This window comes from Flavobacterium humidisoli, from assembly GCF_023272795.1.
Taxonomy (GTDB): Bacteria; Bacteroidota; Bacteroidia; order Flavobacteriales; family Flavobacteriaceae; genus Flavobacterium; species Flavobacterium humidisoli.
On sequence record NZ_CP096829.1, the window covers coordinates 1699618 to 1715717 of the forward strand.

Annotated in this window: 14 protein-coding genes and 1 riboswitch; of the genes, 13 read left to right on the top strand and 1 reads right to left on the bottom strand. The window is 34.4% G+C overall.

Features of this window, described 5'->3' with window-relative positions; translation table 11 throughout:
* The first annotated feature begins 1 nt into the window (after nucleotide 1).
* From thrA to M0M44_RS07710, 5 genes are all read left to right on the top strand, one after another.
* Nucleotides 2-2416 carry a bifunctional aspartate kinase/homoserine dehydrogenase I gene (thrA, locus tag M0M44_RS07690; RefSeq protein ID WP_248729235.1) on the top strand — a complete coding sequence of 805 codons (2415 nt, stop codon included), beginning with the start codon at nucleotides 2-4 and terminating at the stop codon, nucleotides 2414-2416.
* Nucleotides 2417-2494: 78 nt separating this feature from the next.
* The gene (locus M0M44_RS07695) at nucleotides 2495-2920 is read left to right on the top strand and encodes an OsmC family protein (protein WP_248729236.1); all 426 of its coding nucleotides are present in this window, start codon (nucleotides 2495-2497) and stop codon (nucleotides 2918-2920) included.
* 119 nt (nucleotides 2921-3039) lie between these two features.
* Complete coding sequence (locus M0M44_RS07700) at nucleotides 3040-4212, top strand: trans-sulfuration enzyme family protein (RefSeq protein ID WP_248729237.1); 1173 nt, start codon at nucleotides 3040-3042, stop codon at nucleotides 4210-4212.
* A gap of 161 nt (nucleotides 4213-4373) precedes the next feature.
* Complete coding sequence (locus M0M44_RS07705; protein ID WP_248729238.1) at nucleotides 4374-4877, top strand: RDD family protein; 504 nt, start codon at nucleotides 4374-4376, stop codon at nucleotides 4875-4877.
* 121 nt (nucleotides 4878-4998) lie between these two features.
* On the top strand, nucleotides 4999-5409 hold the full coding sequence (locus tag M0M44_RS07710; RefSeq protein WP_008466594.1) for an RrF2 family transcriptional regulator: 411 nt from the start codon (nucleotides 4999-5001) through the stop codon (nucleotides 5407-5409).
* A 97-nt stretch (nucleotides 5410-5506) separates the two neighbouring features.
* Here the strand turns inward: M0M44_RS07710 and M0M44_RS07715 are convergent, their stop codons facing one another.
* Nucleotides 5507-6289: a sulfite exporter TauE/SafE family protein gene (locus tag M0M44_RS07715; protein ID WP_248729239.1), complete on the bottom strand. Its 783-nt coding sequence runs from the start codon at nucleotides 6287-6289 to the stop codon at nucleotides 5507-5509.
* A gap of 311 nt (nucleotides 6290-6600) precedes the next feature.
* Here M0M44_RS07715 and M0M44_RS07720 point away from each other — a divergent pair, with 311 nt between their 5' ends.
* The 8 genes from M0M44_RS07720 to M0M44_RS07755 all read left to right on the top strand — a co-directional run bounded on the left by M0M44_RS07720 (nucleotide 6601) and on the right by M0M44_RS07755 (nucleotide 15443).
* A complete protein-coding gene (locus M0M44_RS07720; protein ID WP_248729240.1) occupies nucleotides 6601-7503 on the top strand; it encodes a sulfite exporter TauE/SafE family protein in 903 nt (300 codons plus the stop codon).
* A 27-nt stretch (nucleotides 7504-7530) separates the two neighbouring features.
* Nucleotides 7531-8241: a phosphoadenylyl-sulfate reductase gene (locus tag M0M44_RS07725; RefSeq protein ID WP_248729241.1), complete on the top strand. Its 711-nt coding sequence runs from the start codon at nucleotides 7531-7533 to the stop codon at nucleotides 8239-8241.
* Nucleotides 8242-8388: 147 nt separating this feature from the next.
* Nucleotides 8389-9288 (top strand): sulfate adenylyltransferase subunit CysD, encoded by a 900-nt coding sequence (gene cysD / locus M0M44_RS07730; RefSeq protein ID WP_057117574.1) that lies wholly within the window; start codon nucleotides 8389-8391, stop codon nucleotides 9286-9288.
* Nucleotides 9289-9400: 112 nt separating this feature from the next.
* Nucleotides 9401-10645, top strand: a complete 1245-nt coding sequence (locus M0M44_RS07735) for a sulfate adenylyltransferase subunit 1 (RefSeq protein WP_248729242.1) — start codon at nucleotides 9401-9403, stop codon at nucleotides 10643-10645.
* Nucleotides 10646-10727: 82 nt separating this feature from the next.
* The gene (locus M0M44_RS07740) at nucleotides 10728-12818 is read left to right on the top strand and encodes a HEPN domain-containing protein (RefSeq protein ID WP_248729243.1); all 2091 of its coding nucleotides are present in this window, start codon (nucleotides 10728-10730) and stop codon (nucleotides 12816-12818) included.
* Entirely contained in the window at nucleotides 12811-13584 is a 774-nt protein-coding gene (cobA, locus tag M0M44_RS07745) for a uroporphyrinogen-III C-methyltransferase (RefSeq protein ID WP_248729244.1), read from the top strand. Before M0M44_RS07740 ends, cobA begins: the two co-directional genes overlap by 8 nt.
* 127 nt (nucleotides 13585-13711) lie before the next feature.
* The gene (locus M0M44_RS07750; RefSeq protein WP_248729245.1) at nucleotides 13712-14293 is read left to right on the top strand and encodes a precorrin-2 dehydrogenase/sirohydrochlorin ferrochelatase family protein; all 582 of its coding nucleotides are present in this window, start codon (nucleotides 13712-13714) and stop codon (nucleotides 14291-14293) included.
* Nucleotides 14294-14390: 97 nt separating this feature from the next.
* On the top strand, nucleotides 14391-15443 hold the full coding sequence (locus M0M44_RS07755; protein ID WP_248729246.1) for an NAD(P)/FAD-dependent oxidoreductase: 1053 nt from the start codon (nucleotides 14391-14393) through the stop codon (nucleotides 15441-15443).
* A 510-nt stretch (nucleotides 15444-15953) separates the two neighbouring features.
* Nucleotides 15954-16070: riboswitch (SAM riboswitch) on the top strand.
* The last annotated feature ends 30 nt before the right edge of the window (nucleotides 16071-16100 follow it).

Sequence of the window (16100 nt, forward strand, 5' to 3'; positions counted from 1 at the left end):
AATGAAAGTATTAAAATTTGGAGGTAAATCGTTAGCAAACGGAGAAGGACTTAACAAAGTTGTTTCAATCATTTCTGATAAAGTAAGTCAAGGTGAAAAAATTGCCGTTGTGGTTTCTGCACGCGGAAATGCTACAGACGAATTGGAGTTTATTTTGAGCATTGCTGCTAAAAACGGCAGTTACAAGGAATTATTAGAGAATTTTAAAAAATATCAAATATCAGATTATCCGAATGTAGATTTATCGGAAGAATTCAATGTCTTAGATAAGCTTTTTGAAGGCGTAAGTTTAATTGGAGATTACAGCAAAAAAATCAAAGATCAGATTTTGTCAAAAGGAGAATTGCTTTCGGCTAAATTATTGACGGCTATTTTATTGGAAAAAGGAATTCCAGCCAATTTTGTAGATACAAGAGAATTGTTGAAAACCGATTCTAAATTTGGTGATGCACAACCTTTGGAACAGCTTTCAAAGAAAAACGTAGTCAATTATTTTAAAGAACATAATGGCGAAACGGTTAATATAGTTACAGGCTTCATTGGCTCAAACAACAACAACGACACAACTACTTTAGGTAGAAATGGCAGTAACTATACCGCTTCGTTAATCGCAAATTATTTAAATGCTGAAGAATTACAAAACTTCACGCATGTAGACGGAATCTATACGGCAAATCCAGATTTGGTTGCCGATGCTAAGAAAATTGAATATTTATCTTTCAATGAAGCAAATGAGCTGGCAAATTTTGGCGCAACGATTCTGCATGCCAAAACGATTATTCCTTTGTTGGAAAAGAATATTCCATTACGTATTTTAAATACATTCAACCACGAAAATCGCGGCACCTTAATTACTTCAGATTCTTCTAAAGAAGGAATTAAAACGCTTTCTGTTTTAGAAAATGTTTCTCTTGTAAATTTGGAAGGACGTGGATTACTAGGAAAAGCAGGCGTCGATGCCAGAATTTTTAAAGTAATGGGAGATCACAATATCAGTGTGAGTATCATTTCGCAAGGATCTTCAGAAAGAGGAATTGGCTTGGTTGTAGCGACTGAAAAAGCTACACTTGCAATGGTGGAATTAGAAAAAGAGTTCGAAAACGACTTTTATTCAAAAGACGTAAACCAAATTACCGTGACAGATAATGTATCGGTAATTTCGATTATCGGGCAGGATTTGAGCACTTTTCATAAACCATACACCGCTTTAATCAAAAATAAAATTGTTCCGATTTTGTTTAACAATACTGTAACGGGCAAAAACGTGAGTTTGGTTGTTAAAAAAGAAGAATTAAATAAAGCCTTAAATGTAATTCACGGAGAGATCTTTGGTGTTTCTAAGAAAATAAATATCGCGATTTTTGGCCACGGATTAGTAGGCGGAACTTTAATCAATCAGATTTTAGAATCGGCTGCGGCAATTGAAAAGCGTAAAGATATTAAGCTGAATGTGTTCGCTATAGCAAATTCTAAAAAACTGCTTTTAAACAAATATGGCGTTACTAGCAATTGGAAAAATGATATCGCGGCTAAAGGTGAAGCTTACACCATTAAAGATATTATAGCTTACGCAAACGAACATCATTTAGAGAACTTAATTGCAATTGATAATACTGCAAGTGCAACTTTCGTTGAGAATTATATTCCGCTTGTAGAAAGCAGTTTCGATTTGATTTCTTCGAATAAAGTGGCTAATACTTTGACGTACGGTTTTTATAAAGAATTAAGAAAAGCTTTGGCAGAAAACCAAAAGAATTACTTATACGAAACCAATGTTGGTGCAGGTTTACCGTTAATTGATACCATTAAATTATTGCACCTTTCAGGAGAAAATATCACAAAAATTAAAGGAGTTTTCTCTGGAACATTAAGTTATTTATTCAATAATTTCTCTGCGAAAGATGCGCCTTTCAGCGAAATCTTGCAAGAAGCAATTGATAACGGATATACAGAACCAGATCCGCGTGAGGATTTATGCGGAAATGATGTTGGTAGAAAATTATTAATTTTAGCTAGAGAATTAGATTTGCAAAATGAATTTGAAGAAATCTCAATTCAGAATTTAATTCCAGAACACTTACGTGAAGGAAGTGCTGCCGATTTCTTGACGAAATTAAAAGAATTCGACCCAATTTATGCTAAAATAAAAGCAGAACAGCAGCCAAATCACGTGTTGAGATATATTGGGGAATTGTCTGGAGATTTGCAGAATGACAAAGGAAATCTTGAAGTAAAATTAGTTTCAGTGCCAAAAGATACTGCATTAGGCGGATTAAAAGGTTCTGATTCTTTCTTCGAAATTTACACAGAATCTTACGGAGATCGTCCAATTGTTATTCAAGGAGCTGGTGCAGGTTCTGCGGTAACGGCAAGAGGAGTTTTCGGAGATATTTTGAGATTGTCGGATAAAGGATAACACGATTTTAGATTGCAGATTTTAGACTTGAGATTTTAGATTTACAAGACTATAACAAAACAAAAAAATAACAACACAATGAAAGTAACCTTAAACAGAGTAAATGACGCATTTCATTTTAAACTAAAAAATGAACGCGGACATATAGTTGACGTTGACAGCAGAGCCGAATTTGGCGGAAGCGATTTAGGAGCAAGTCCAATGGAATTGGTATTAATGGGGGTTGCAGGATGCAGCGCTATAGATATGATTTCGATTTTAAAGAAACAGCGTCAGGAAATTACTTCTTTTAACGCTGAGGTTGAAGGAACAAGAGTTCAAATCGAAGAAGCAAAACCTTTTAAAGAAATCGATGTGGTTTTTTATTTAGAAGGAGAAATCAATCCAGAAAAAGCCAAAAAAGCAGCGCAGCTTTCTTTCGAGAAATACTGTTCTGTTGCCAAAACAGTTGAGCCAACGGTAACAATTAAATACAAAGTTGTCCTGAACAACGAAGCTTTGTAAGAATTAGAAAATTAGTTAATTAGAGAATTAGATAATTTCTCTAAAAAGTTTGAATTTTAAGTTCATTGATAACCTGAAACTTTAAACTTGAAACAAAAAAACAAAAACAAAACAACACAATGAATACAGAAGAATTTGGTTTTGAAACACAAGCCATAAGAACACAATTAGAGAGATCTCAATATTTAGAACATTCGGTGCCTTTGTACCTTTCATCAAGCTTCGTTTTTGAAGATGCTGAAGATATGAGAGCTTCGTTTACAGAAGAAAAAGAAAGAAATATTTACAGCCGTTTCAGCAATCCAAACACTTCGGAGTTTGTAGACAAGATCTGCAAAATGGAAGGTGCCGAATCTGGTTACGCTTTTGCAACAGGAATGGCAGCAGTATATTCTACTTTTGCAGCATTGTTAAATTCTGGAGATCATATTGTTTCTGCAAGCAGTGTTTTTGGTTCTACTCACGCTTTGTTTATGACTTATTTTCCAAAATGGAATATCGAAACTTCTTATTTCGAAATCAATAAGCCAGAAACAATCGAAAGTTTTATTAAGCCAAATACCAAAATATTATACGCCGAATCTCCGACAAATCCAGGAGTGGATGTAATCGATTTAGAACTGTTAGGAAATATTGCTAAAAAACACAATTTGATTTTAATAATCGACAACTGTTTTGCAACACCTTATTTACAGCAGCCAATTAAATTTGGAGCACATTTGGTTATCCATTCAGCAACAAAATTAATCGACGGACAAGGACGCGTCTTAGGCGGAGTTACTGTTGGAGACGCAGAATTAATCAGACAGATTTATTTGTTCTCTAGAAACACAGGTCCAGCTTTATCACCTTTTAATGCTTGGGTTCTTTCAAAAAGTTTAGAGACACTTGCCGTTCGTGTTGACAGACACTGCGAAAATGCTTTAAAAGTTGCTGAGTTTTTAGAAAGTCACCCGAATGTAAACAGCGTAAAATACCCATTCTTGAAATCGCATCCGCAATATGAAATTGCTAAAAAGCAAATGAAAGCTGGTGGAAACATCATCGCATTCGAAATTAAAGGTGGGATCGAAGCGGGAAGAAAATTCCTGAATTCAATTCAACTTTGCTCATTATCTGCAAATATTGGAGATACAAGAACAATTGTTACGCATCCGGCTTCAACAACACACAGCAAATTATCTGAAGAAGATCAATTGGCAGTTGGAATCACACAAGGATTAGTTCGTGTTTCTGTTGGTTTGGAAACTGTTGAAGATGTAATTGCAGATTTGAAACAAGCGTTGGCTTAAAATTTTAGATTTTAGACTTAAGATTTTAGATTTTCAATTTCTAATATATAAAGACGATTTTTGATAGTAAGTTTTACTGTTGAAAATCGTCTTTTTTTTAAAATTGTTCTCTAAAAAATATACTTTTGTTTTGGACTGAGAATATTAATGACGATTAGTTTATGAGTGATAGAGTTTACATTCTTGATAAAAAAATACTTGCTTCAAATAGAAAACGTTTTGAAGGTTTTATTATTGATTTTATTTTTACAATTATTTTAATTTTTATTTCTGGTTTTGTAATTGTAATAACAGGAAATATTTTTAATTGGGATATATTCTCCATTTGGCAAAGATTTGTTACTGATTCTACTTATGTGGCATTTTTTACTTTTTTGATGCTTAATTATTTTTTTATGGAGTGTTTTTTTGGTGCGTCTATGGGGAAATTTGCTACAGGTATCGTGGTCGTTACTGAAAAGGGTACAAAGCCAAATTTTATTAAGATTCTTATTCGTACCTTTTGTCGCTTAATTCCTTTTGATGTATTATCATTTTTAGGAAAATCTGGCACTTTCTGGCATGATTCTATATCAAAAACTCATGTTGTAGTGAGAAGTGAACTTGAAAAAGATATGGAAATCTTTTATCAGATCGATTTGATTGGAGTAAAAGAAGTAATTTGATAGAATTAGTAGAATTTAACTTTATTCTTTTGTGATTGTTCAAACAAAAAGCATATTTTTGTTGTTTAATAATTTACAGCAATCAATTAACTCTTGAAAAGCTGGAATCTAAAACATAAAGATGCTTTCAAAAAAGACAAAATACGGAATCAAAGCTTTGACTTATTTAGCAAGACGCGAAAATAACGAACCAGTTCAGATTGCCGAAATTGCGAAAAGCGAACACATTTCGATAAAATTTTTAGAAAGTATTTTACTGCTGTTGAGAAACTCGGGTTTTCTTGGAGCAAAAAAAGGAAAAGGTGGAGGTTATTATCTGATAAAAGACCCAAAAGATATCAGCATGGCTAAAGTATATCGAATTCTGGAAGGGCCAATTGCATTATTGCCTTGCGCGAGTCATAATTTTTACGAAAGATGTGATGATTGCGATGATGAATCTACTTGTGCTGCTAGGCGTTTAATGACAGAAGTTCGTGATAATACACTTAAAATATTAGAAAGCAACTCTTTGGCAGATATAGCATTCTAAAAAAAAATAAACCATATAAGTCATATAAGTTCATTTTAGTCTTTGCGGAAAGCTTGTTAAATGAACTTATATGACTTATATGGTTTAAAAAATTGCCTTAAAAAATCAATTTATATCCAGCTAAGAAAAGCATTACTGCAATTGCATTTCTAAGAAACTGGTCAGGCACTTTTCCGCTTAACATGCTTCCCATGTATATTCCAGGAAGCGATCCCATCAACAATTGACCAAGTAATCCTAAATCTAAATTTCCCATAGAAGCGTGGCCAATTCCAGCAACCAAAGTTAAAGGAACAGCATGTGCAATTTCAGTTCCAACTAAACGTGGTGTTGGCAATAATGGATATAGGAAGAATAAAGTTACAGTTCCTAAAGCTCCAGCTCCAATAGAAGTTAAGGTTACAGTTGCTCCTAATAAAACTCCGATTGCGATTGTCAGCATATTTTGAGTGGTGCTTTCGCTGTGAAATTTATCTCCGGCATGTTTTTGAGAAAAAACTAAAAGCTTCTTTTTGAATATTATCGCTACCGAAGTAAATAATAAAGCCCATCCTAAACTGTACTTAATAACTCGATTTACAGTTTCTATATCGGTTTTAATGCTATGTAAAATCCATAAAGTTACTAAAGCAGCGGGAACGCTCCCTAAAGTCAGCCAGCCCGTAATTTTCCAGTTGATGTTCCCTTTTTTATTGTGTACAAATATTCCTCCAGCTTTGGTAAAAGCAGCGTATAGTAAATCGGTTCCTACTGCAGTTGTTGGAGAAATGCCGAAATATAATAAAATAGGAGTCATTAAAGAGCCTCCTCCAACACCTGTTAACCCCACAATAAAACCAACTGCTAAACCTGCTATTACAAGACCGATCTGAAAATCCATGAAAAAATATTTGCCGCTAAAATAACAACAATTTTATAATTATCCTATAGATTTTGTAGAGATTAAATGTGTATTTTTGTGGATCACAAAATTGGAGCATCTTGTTAAAATAGTAAGAGGTAACATTTAATTTGTTAAAATAATCACTAATTCTTTTTTAAATCTCTTTTAACTTGGTTTATAAGATGATAGCTTATGTAAAAAAGTAAATATATTGTTTTGATATTTCGAAATATATAGTACTTTTGCAAAGTAATCTACTAAGCCGATAGGGTAATGGATTTTTAAGAACAAAAAACAATTCTTAAAATATGGAAAATGAACTTAAGTTAAACAGCACTATAGTAAAGTCTGATTCTTTATTAAAGGAAAAATTGTGGGTTGTAATACCTGTTGTTTTGTTGTTAGGTTTGGCAGTTACATTAATTTATAATCATCATGCTGAATTTTCGTGGGATGGTTTCGTTCAGGGGCTTGATGAAAATCTTTTAGCATTTTTTTTAATTGGTGCTTTTGCTCAATTAGTAGATGGCGCTTTAGGAATGGGATATGGAGCAACTTCTACGTCATTTTTATTGGCTTATGGAGTTTCGCCAGTTTTGAGCAGTACGGCAGTTCACGTTTCAGAGATGTTTACAACTGGAGCATCGGCGCTTTCGCACCACCGCTTTGGAAACATCAATAAAAAATTGGTCAAACATTTATTGATTCCTGGGGTTTTAGGATCAATCACAGGAGCTTATTTATTATCAGATGTTATTGACGGAGATATTATTAAGCCTTTTATTGCGGTTTACATGATTATTCTGGCAGTTGTAATTATCAGAAAGGCTCTTAGAAAAAGTGTTGTAAAAAAGAAAACCAAAAAACTAGGAGTTTTAGCAGTGTTTGGAGGTTTTATGGATTCTGTTGGAGGAGGAGGCTGGGGGCCAATCGTGACTTCAACATTGTTAGGAAGAGGAAGAAATCCAAAATATACGATAGGGTCTGTAAATGCGGCCGAGTTTGCCATTTCGTTTGCAAGTGGAATTACTTTCATGCTTTTTGGTGGAATTCACGGCTGGCAGATAATTATCGGATTGATTTTAGGAGGAGTTATTTCAGCGCCAATAGCAGCTTATTTGGTAAATAAAATCAAAAGAAAACCAATGATGGTTGCGGTTGGAGTTCTAATTATAATATTGAGTTTAAAAACATTATCTAAATTATTGTAAAAGATAATTTTAGAAAGGAAAAGAATTATGAGTGCGATTATTGTGCAAGAATTATTAGAGAAAACTAAAGATCTTTCGCTTGACGAAACCTTAGTTTTTTTAGCAAAAGAATTTCCGGGAAAAGTAATTTTCTCAACTTCTTTCGGTCAGGAAGATCAGGTAATTACTGATTTTATTGCAAAAAGTAACACAGATATTACTGTTTTTACTCTAGACACCGGAAGATTATTTCAGGAAACTTACGATGTTTTTCATAAAACATTAAAAAAATACAAAAGACCAATCGAAGTTTTTTTCCCAGAAGCTGCTTCAGTAGAAAATCTTCTGAAAACAAAAGGACCAAACAGCTTTTACGATTCGGTTGAAAACAGAAAAGAATGCTGTTTTATTCGAAAAGTGGTTCCGTTACGAAAAGCTTTAGCAGGAAATTCAGTTTGGATTACAGGTTTAAGAGCAGAACAATCAGAAAACAGACACGATTTAAGTTTGTTTGAATACGACGGAAACTTCGAAATCATCAAATTCAATCCGTTATTAAAATGGACTTTAGAAGAAGTTGAAACGTATTTGTCAGAAAACAATGTACCTCAAAATGCTTTACACAAACAAGGTTTCGTAAGTATTGGCTGCGCGCCTTGTACAAGAGCCATTTTTCCAGGTGAAGATATCAGAGCTGGAAGATGGTGGTGGGAATCTAGTCATAAAGAGTGCGGGCTTCATAGTGCTAAGAAAGAGTAGTAGAAGAAAGAAGCAAGAGGCAAGACTTCTGCAGAGAATAAAAAATAGATTTATAGAATAAAGAGTGGAGATTTTAGATCAGGTTAAAAACTTGAAACTTGAAACCTGAAACAAAATTTTCACAACAAAATATCAAACAAAAAAACAATGAGTTCAGTATTAAAAACAAACGCTTTAGAGAGTGAAGCGATATACATTTTCAGAGAAGTAATTTCACAGTTTGACAAACCGGTTTTGCTTTTCTCAGGAGGAAAAGATTCTATTACATTAGTGCGTTTGGCACAAAAAGCATTTTTCCCTGCTAAAATTCCGTTTCCTCTATTACACGTTGATACGGGGCACAATTTCCCTGAGACAATTGCTTTCAGAGATAAATTGGTTGAAGAATTAGGTTTAGAGCTAATCGTTCGTAATGTTCAGGATGCTATTGATGAAGGAAAAGTGGTAGAAGAAACTGGTAAATATTCAAGCCGTAACAGCTTACAGACTACAACACTTTTAGATGCAATTGAAGAATTTAAGTTTGATGCTTGTATTGGTGGCGCCCGTCGTGATGAAGAAAAAGCAAGAGCTAAAGAGCGCATTTTTTCTGTTCGTGATGATTTCGGACAATGGGACGAAAAAAATCAAAGACCTGAGTTGTTTGATATCTTGAATGGAAAAATCGAAAATGGACAAAACGTTCGTGTTTTCCCAATTTCAAATTGGACAGAATTAGATGTTTGGAGTTATATCGAAAAAGAACAAATCGAGATTCCATCAATCTATTTCTCACATAAAAGAAAAGTTTTTTTGAGAGACGGTTTAATCTGGTCGCATTCTCCTTTTGTGTATCAGGAAGAAGACGAACAAATCGAAGAACGAATTGTTCGTTTCAGAACCGTTGGAGATATGAGTTGTACAGCTGCTGTTGAATCTTATGCAGCAACAATTGAAGAAGTGGTAGGTGAAATCAGATCATCAACCATTTCTGAAAGAGGAGCCAGAATCGATGACAAACGTTCTGAAGCTGCAATGGAAAAGAGAAAACAACAAGGGTATTTTTAATTGGATAATTAATAATTGACAATTGATAATTAAAAAGTAGAATCAAAAAAACATACGGATTATAAGTTTCAAACAAAACCTGAAACTTTAAACCTGAAACAAAAATATTAGAATGGACGTTTTAAAAATAGCAACAGCAGGAAGTGTAGATGATGGAAAAAGTACTTTGATCGGAAGATTATTGTACGATACAAAATCATTGACTACAGATAAAATAGAAGCAATCGAAAAAAGCAGTAAACAAAAAGGTTACGATTATCTTGATTTTTCGTTAGCGACAGACGGTTTAGTAGCCGAAAGAGAACAAGGAATTACAATTGACGTTGCGCATATTTATTTTTCGACTGCAAAGAAAAGTTACATTATTGCAGATACTCCTGGACACGTAGAATATACAAGAAACATGGTTACAGGAGCTTCAACTTCTCAGGTTTCAATCATTTTAATTGATGCCAGAAAAGGAGTAATTGAGCAGACTTACCGTCACTTTTTTATCAATAATTTATTGAGAGTAAAAGAGGTAATTGTTGCCATTAACAAAATGGATTTAGTGGATTATTCAGAAGAGGTTTTCAATAAAATCAAAGCTGATTTTCAGGCATTAAATGCAAAAAGCACTTTTAAGGAGCAAAACGTAAGTTATATTCCGTTAAGCGCAATCAACGGCGGAAACGTAGTTGATAAATCAGAAAATATGCCTTGGTACGATGGTCAAACTGTTTTAGAACATTTAGAAGGATTGCATGCTTCAGATGTTTTTGAAGCTGGAAAAGCACGTTTCCCAGTTCAAACCGTTATTCGTCCAAAAACAGAAGAATACCATGATTTTAGAGGTTACGCAGGAAAATTATACGGAAATTCAATTAAAGTTGGAGATGCCGTAACGGTTCTTCCTTCTTTAACAGAATCAAAAGTATCTAAAATTCACTTTTTCGATAAAACATTCGATGAGGCCGTTGCAGGATCTTCAATTACAATCGAATTAGAAAATGATATCAATGTAACGAGAGGAGATATGATTGTAAAATCAGATGAGCTTCCAAAAATTGAAAAAGATATTACAACGACAGTTTGCTGGATGGATAGTAAAAAACTGGTTCCAGGAACAAAGTATTTAGTACAACATAATACGAATAGGGTTTTGGCAAAAGTAGAAAGTATTAAAAATACGATTGCAACTGATTATTCAGGAACGACTGAAGCTTCACAATTAGCAATCAACGAAATTGGAGAAGTAAGCATTAAATTAAGCAAACCGTTATATTTTGATTCTTATAATGAAAACAAATCAAACGGAGCTTTTATCTTAATTGATACTGCAACAAACACAACAGCAGGAGTAGGATTCATTCGCTAGTTGATAGTTGATGGTTTTTAGTTGATAGTTATTCTGCTAGTAAACCAACAACCAACAACTGACAACCAACAACTAAAGAGAAATGGAAAGTTTTAGAACAGAAATAGAAAATCCGGTAGTTCAGAAAGAGATTATCGAATTAGAAAAAAAGATTCATTTATTCCGTGGAGGAAAAATTGATGATGAGCGTTTTCGCAGTCTTCGTTTAGCGCGCGGAATCTATGGACAGCGTCAGGAAGGCGTGCAGATGATTCGTATCAAATTGCCTTATGGTAAAGTTACCAGTGAACAATTAGTGCGTATTACTCAGGTTTCTGATGAATATTCTACTGGACGTTTACACATTACAACGCGTCAGGATATTCAGATTCATTACGTAAGCTTAGACAGAACACCAGAACTTTGGGCTGATTTAGCTAAGGATGATATTACGCTTCGTGAAGCTTGTGGAAATACCGTTAGAAATATTACAGGAAGCGAATTGGCGGGTGTAGATGTAAACGAACCATTTGATGTTTCGCCTTACGCACACGGACTTTTTCAATATCTATTAAGAAATCCAATCTGTCAGGAAATGGGACGTAAATTCAAAATTTCGTTCTCTTCTTCAGACGAAGATACGGCTTTGAGTTATTTGCACGATTTAGGATTTATTCCTAAAATTAAAGACGGACAAAAAGGTTTTAAAATCATGTTTGGAGGAGGTTTAGGATCTCAGCCAGCACATGCTGAATTGCTTTCGGAGTTTGTTCCGGTAAACGAAATTATTCCAACAGCAGAAGGAATCATTCGTATTTTCGACAGATACGGAGAACGTGCCAAAAGAATGAAAGCGCGTATGAAATTCTTAATCAAAGAAATGGGGAAAGACGCTTTCCTTGATTTAGTTGAAAAAGAGAAAAAAGCCATTGCTTTTGAAACATACGAAATAGATACAACCGCTTTTGATGGTCCAATTCCAGAACCAGTTTTAGAAGTTCCACAAGTTACAATTGAAGATACCGAAGCTTACGAAGCTTGGAAAAAATCGAACGTAATTAAGCAGAAACAAGACGGTTATTATGCTATCGGAATCAAAGTTTTATTAGGAGATTTTTATACTGATAAAGCCAGATTATTAGCAGCATTAATTAAAAATTACGCAGCAAACGAATTACGTTTTTCATTGCGTCAAAATATTGTAATACGTCACGTAAAAGAAGAGAATCTTCCTTTCTTTTATCAAGAATTAGCCAAGCTTGACTTTGTTCAATTAGGATATAATTCAGTTGGAGATATTACGGCATGTCCGGGTACTGATACTTGCAACTTGGGGATTGCAAGTAGTACCGGTATTGCAGAAGAATTAGAAAGAGTTTTAACTGCTGAATATCCTCAGTATTTAAACAACCGCGAAATCGAAATTAAAATTTCGGGTTGTATGAATGCCTGCGGACAGCACAATATGTCGGCAATTGGATTCCAAGGAATGTCTATTAATTCAGGAAAATTAGTTGCTCCGGCTTTGCAAGTTTTATTAGGCGGAGGAAGATTAGGAAATGGCGCTGGACGTTTTGCTGATAAAGTAATCAAAGTTCCTAGTCGTAGAGGTCCTGATGCGTTGCGTACCATCTTAAATGATTTTGACGCTAACGGAAGCGGACAAAAATTCCTTGATTATTATGATACAAAAGGAGAAAAATATTTCTACGAAATCTTAAAACCTTTCGCAGATGTAACCAATTTAACAGAAGCTGATTTTGTAGATTGGGGTAACGCAGACAACTATGTAAAAGCAGTTGGAGTTGGAGAATGTGCGGGAGTTGTGATCGATTTAGTAGCGACATTATTGTTTGAAGCGAAAGAGAAATTGATTTTGGCTCAAGAATCTTTCGACGAGAAAAAATGGTCAGATGCTATTTACCATGCTTATGCAGGATTTGTAAACGGTGCTAAGGCTTTATTATTGGCAGAAAACCAAAAAACAAATCACCATGCAGGAATTGTCGATTTGTTTGACACTGTTTTTATTGATACCAATAAAATCGAATTGAATTCAACTTTTAAAGATTTGGTTTACCAGATCAATAAAAACGAACCATCTGAAGCTTTCGCTAAAGATTATATTGCTCAAGCAGTAGTTTTCTTTGACAAAATTGAAACTTTCAGAGCTCAAGAATTAGCAAATGCTTAATATAAAACCAAAAATAACTTTAGTCGGTGCAGGTCCGGGAGATCCCGATTTACTTACGCTCAAAGCTGTAAAAGCATTGGCTGAAGCCAACGTGGTTTTATATGACGCTTTGGCCAATGAAGAAATTCTGGATTACGCACCAAAAAATGCAATTAGAATTTTTGTTGGAAAAAGAATCGGCAATCATGCCTATACGCAGGATCAAATCAATCAATTGATTGTGGATAATGCGCTGACTTACGGAAACGTAGTTCGATTAAAAGGTGGAGATCCGTTTATTTTTGGAAGAGGTGGTGAAGAAGTGGAATTTGCAGAAAGTTTCGGAATTGAAACTATCGTAGTTCCCGGAATTTCATCTGTATTGGCAGTTCCTGCAAGTCAGGGAATTTCGATTACAAAACGTGGCGTTTCAGAAAGCTTTTGGGCTATTACAGGAACAACATCTGATAGAAAATTATCTGCAGATGTAGCTTTGGCAGCTCAATCTTCTGCAACAGTTGTAATCTTGATGGGAATGCACAAATTGCCTCAAATCATCGATTTGTTTCAAAAAGAAGATAAAGGAAATTTACCAGTTGCCATCATTCAAAACGGAACAACTGCTGAAGAAAAGGTTGGTGTAGGAACAGTAGATTCAATTTTAGAAGTTGTAAAAGAAAAAGAATTAGGTTCGCCAGCGATTATTGTTCTTGGAGAAGTTGTAAGAGAAAGCAATAAACTAAAAGGATTTTACGAAGAATTTCTATCAAAAGAAGAAATTCGTTAGAATTTATGTTCTGTTAGGAACATTTCATCGGTAGTAGAAAAAAAATAAATGTTCCCAACAAAAATGTTCCGTTAGGAATATTTGATTGGTAAATCGTCTAATTTTGGTTAGATGAAAAAAGAGTAACATGGAACAAAACGAATTATATCCCATATTTCTAAAACTTCACAATCTAAATGTCTTGATTGTGGGCGGAGGAAATGTAGGTCTGGAAAAGCTTTCTTTCTTGCTAAAATCAAGTCCAAATGCAAATGTTGAGGTTGTAGCGCCCGATTTTCATTTAGAAATTAAAGTTTTAGCCGAAAAGCATCCTTCGATTAAATTGACAGAATCGAAGTTTAAAAAGAAAATGCTCAAAAAACGTCATATGGTAATTGCCTGTACAGACAATTTAAAAGTGAATAAAAGAGTATACGATTTGTCACGTAAGCGTTATTTGATTTGTAATATCGCCGACACGCCAGATTTATGTGATTATTATTTGGGCGGAATCGTAACAAAAGGAAATGTAAAAATTGCCATTTCGACTAACGGAAAATCGCCAACAACAGCCAAAAGACTTCGAGAGTTTTTTGAAGAAGTAATTCCAGAAGATATCAATCAAATGGTTGAGAACCTGAATGAATACCGAAAAACGCTCAAAGGTAATTTTGAAGAAAAGGTTAAAAGAATGAATGAGATTACCTCTTCATTAAAAAATAAAGAGTAAAAAAGTTTCGGAAAGAAATTAATGATAAAAATCATTGATAGTACAAGGATTTATTCGTTTCTTTGTGTTATTAAGAATGATTATAAACAACAACATAATGATTAAAACAGATATACTTATAATTGGAGCAGGACCAACAGGTTTATTTGCCGTTTTCGAGGCAGGATTGTTAAAATTAAAATGCCACATTTTAGATGCTCTTCCACAAGCAGGAGGACAACTATCAGAGTTATATCCAAAAAAACCAATTTATGATATTCCTGGATTCCCAGAAGTATTAGCTGGAGATTTAGTTGATGGATTAATGGAGCAAATCAAACAATTTGAGCCAGGTTTTACTTTAGGCGAGCGTGCAGAAACCATCGACAAACAAGAAGACGGAACATTTATCGTAACTTCAAATAAAGGAACTAAATTCCACGCGCCAGTTATCGCAATCGCTGGAGGTTTAGGAAGTTTTGAGCCTCGTAAACCACTTATCGAAGATATCGAGTTTTATGAAGATAAAGGAGTAAAATACTTCATCAAAAATCCTGAAAAATTCAGAGATAAAAGAGTAGTAATTGCAGGAGGAGGAGATTCAGCTTTAGACTGGAGTATCTTCTTAGCAAATGTAGCTTCAGAAGTAACTTTAATTCACCGTAGAAATGAATTTAGAGGAGCTCTAGATTCTGTAGAAAAAGTACAGGAATTAAAATCAGCTGGAAAAATTAAATTAATCACTCCAGCAGAAGTTATCGGAATTAATGGTGCTGAACACGTAGAATCATTAGATATTGAAGAAAACGGAGCACACCGTAAAATCGAATGCGACTATTTCATCCCGCTTTTCGGATTAACTCCAAAATTAGGTCCGATAGGTGACTGGGGATTAGAAATCGAGAAAAATGCAATTAAAGTAAACAATGCATTAGATTACCAAACGAACATTCCGGGAATCTTCGCCATTGGAGACGTTAATACATACCCAGGAAAATTAAAGTTAATCCTTTGCGGATTCCACGAAGCGACTTTAATGTGCCAGGCAGCTTACCAAATCATCAACCCAGGTAAAAAATACGTATTGAAATATACAACAGTTTCTGGTGTTGACGGTTTCGACGGAACTCGTAAAGAAGCTCCAAAAGCGGTTGTGAAAGCGATTGTTTAATCTGAGATGCTAAGATACTAAGGTGCTAAGGGACTAAGATTTTTATATAGAAAGCTCAAACTAAAAGTTTGAGCTTTTTTAATTAATCCCAGAGGGATGAAATATTTATAGAAAAGAAATTATTCGTTTGCAAAAGAGCTCCAGAGGAGCGAAATATATGTCGTCGCTCCGCTGGAGCTTTTGCTTGGTTAAATAATTGTTTTTCTATAAATATTATGCTCCTCTGGAGCTCAACGAATATGTATGGATTTATTATTAAAGCATAATTTCTAGGAAAAATACATAAAAAACATAGCCAGTGGTTTTAACCACTGGAACCCAACGCATGAACAACGTGCAACGAATTAACACAATACGTGTCCCGCGGTTGAAACCGCGGGCTATATTTGAAAATCAAAGTCAAGTTTTAACCTTAGAATCTTAGCGACTTAGAACCTCAGAACCTTAGAAAAAAACATTTGCAAATCGTATCCCTATTTCATACCTTTGCACTGTTCTTAAAATTATTGTCAGTTATCACGAAAGGCGGAGGGATAGACCCGATGAAACCTTAGCAACCCTTTATCATAAAGAAGGTGCTAAATTCTACTTTATACGACATTTTCCAGTATTAAAGATAGATAACACAAATACATACTCGTATTTCTCAAAACTTTT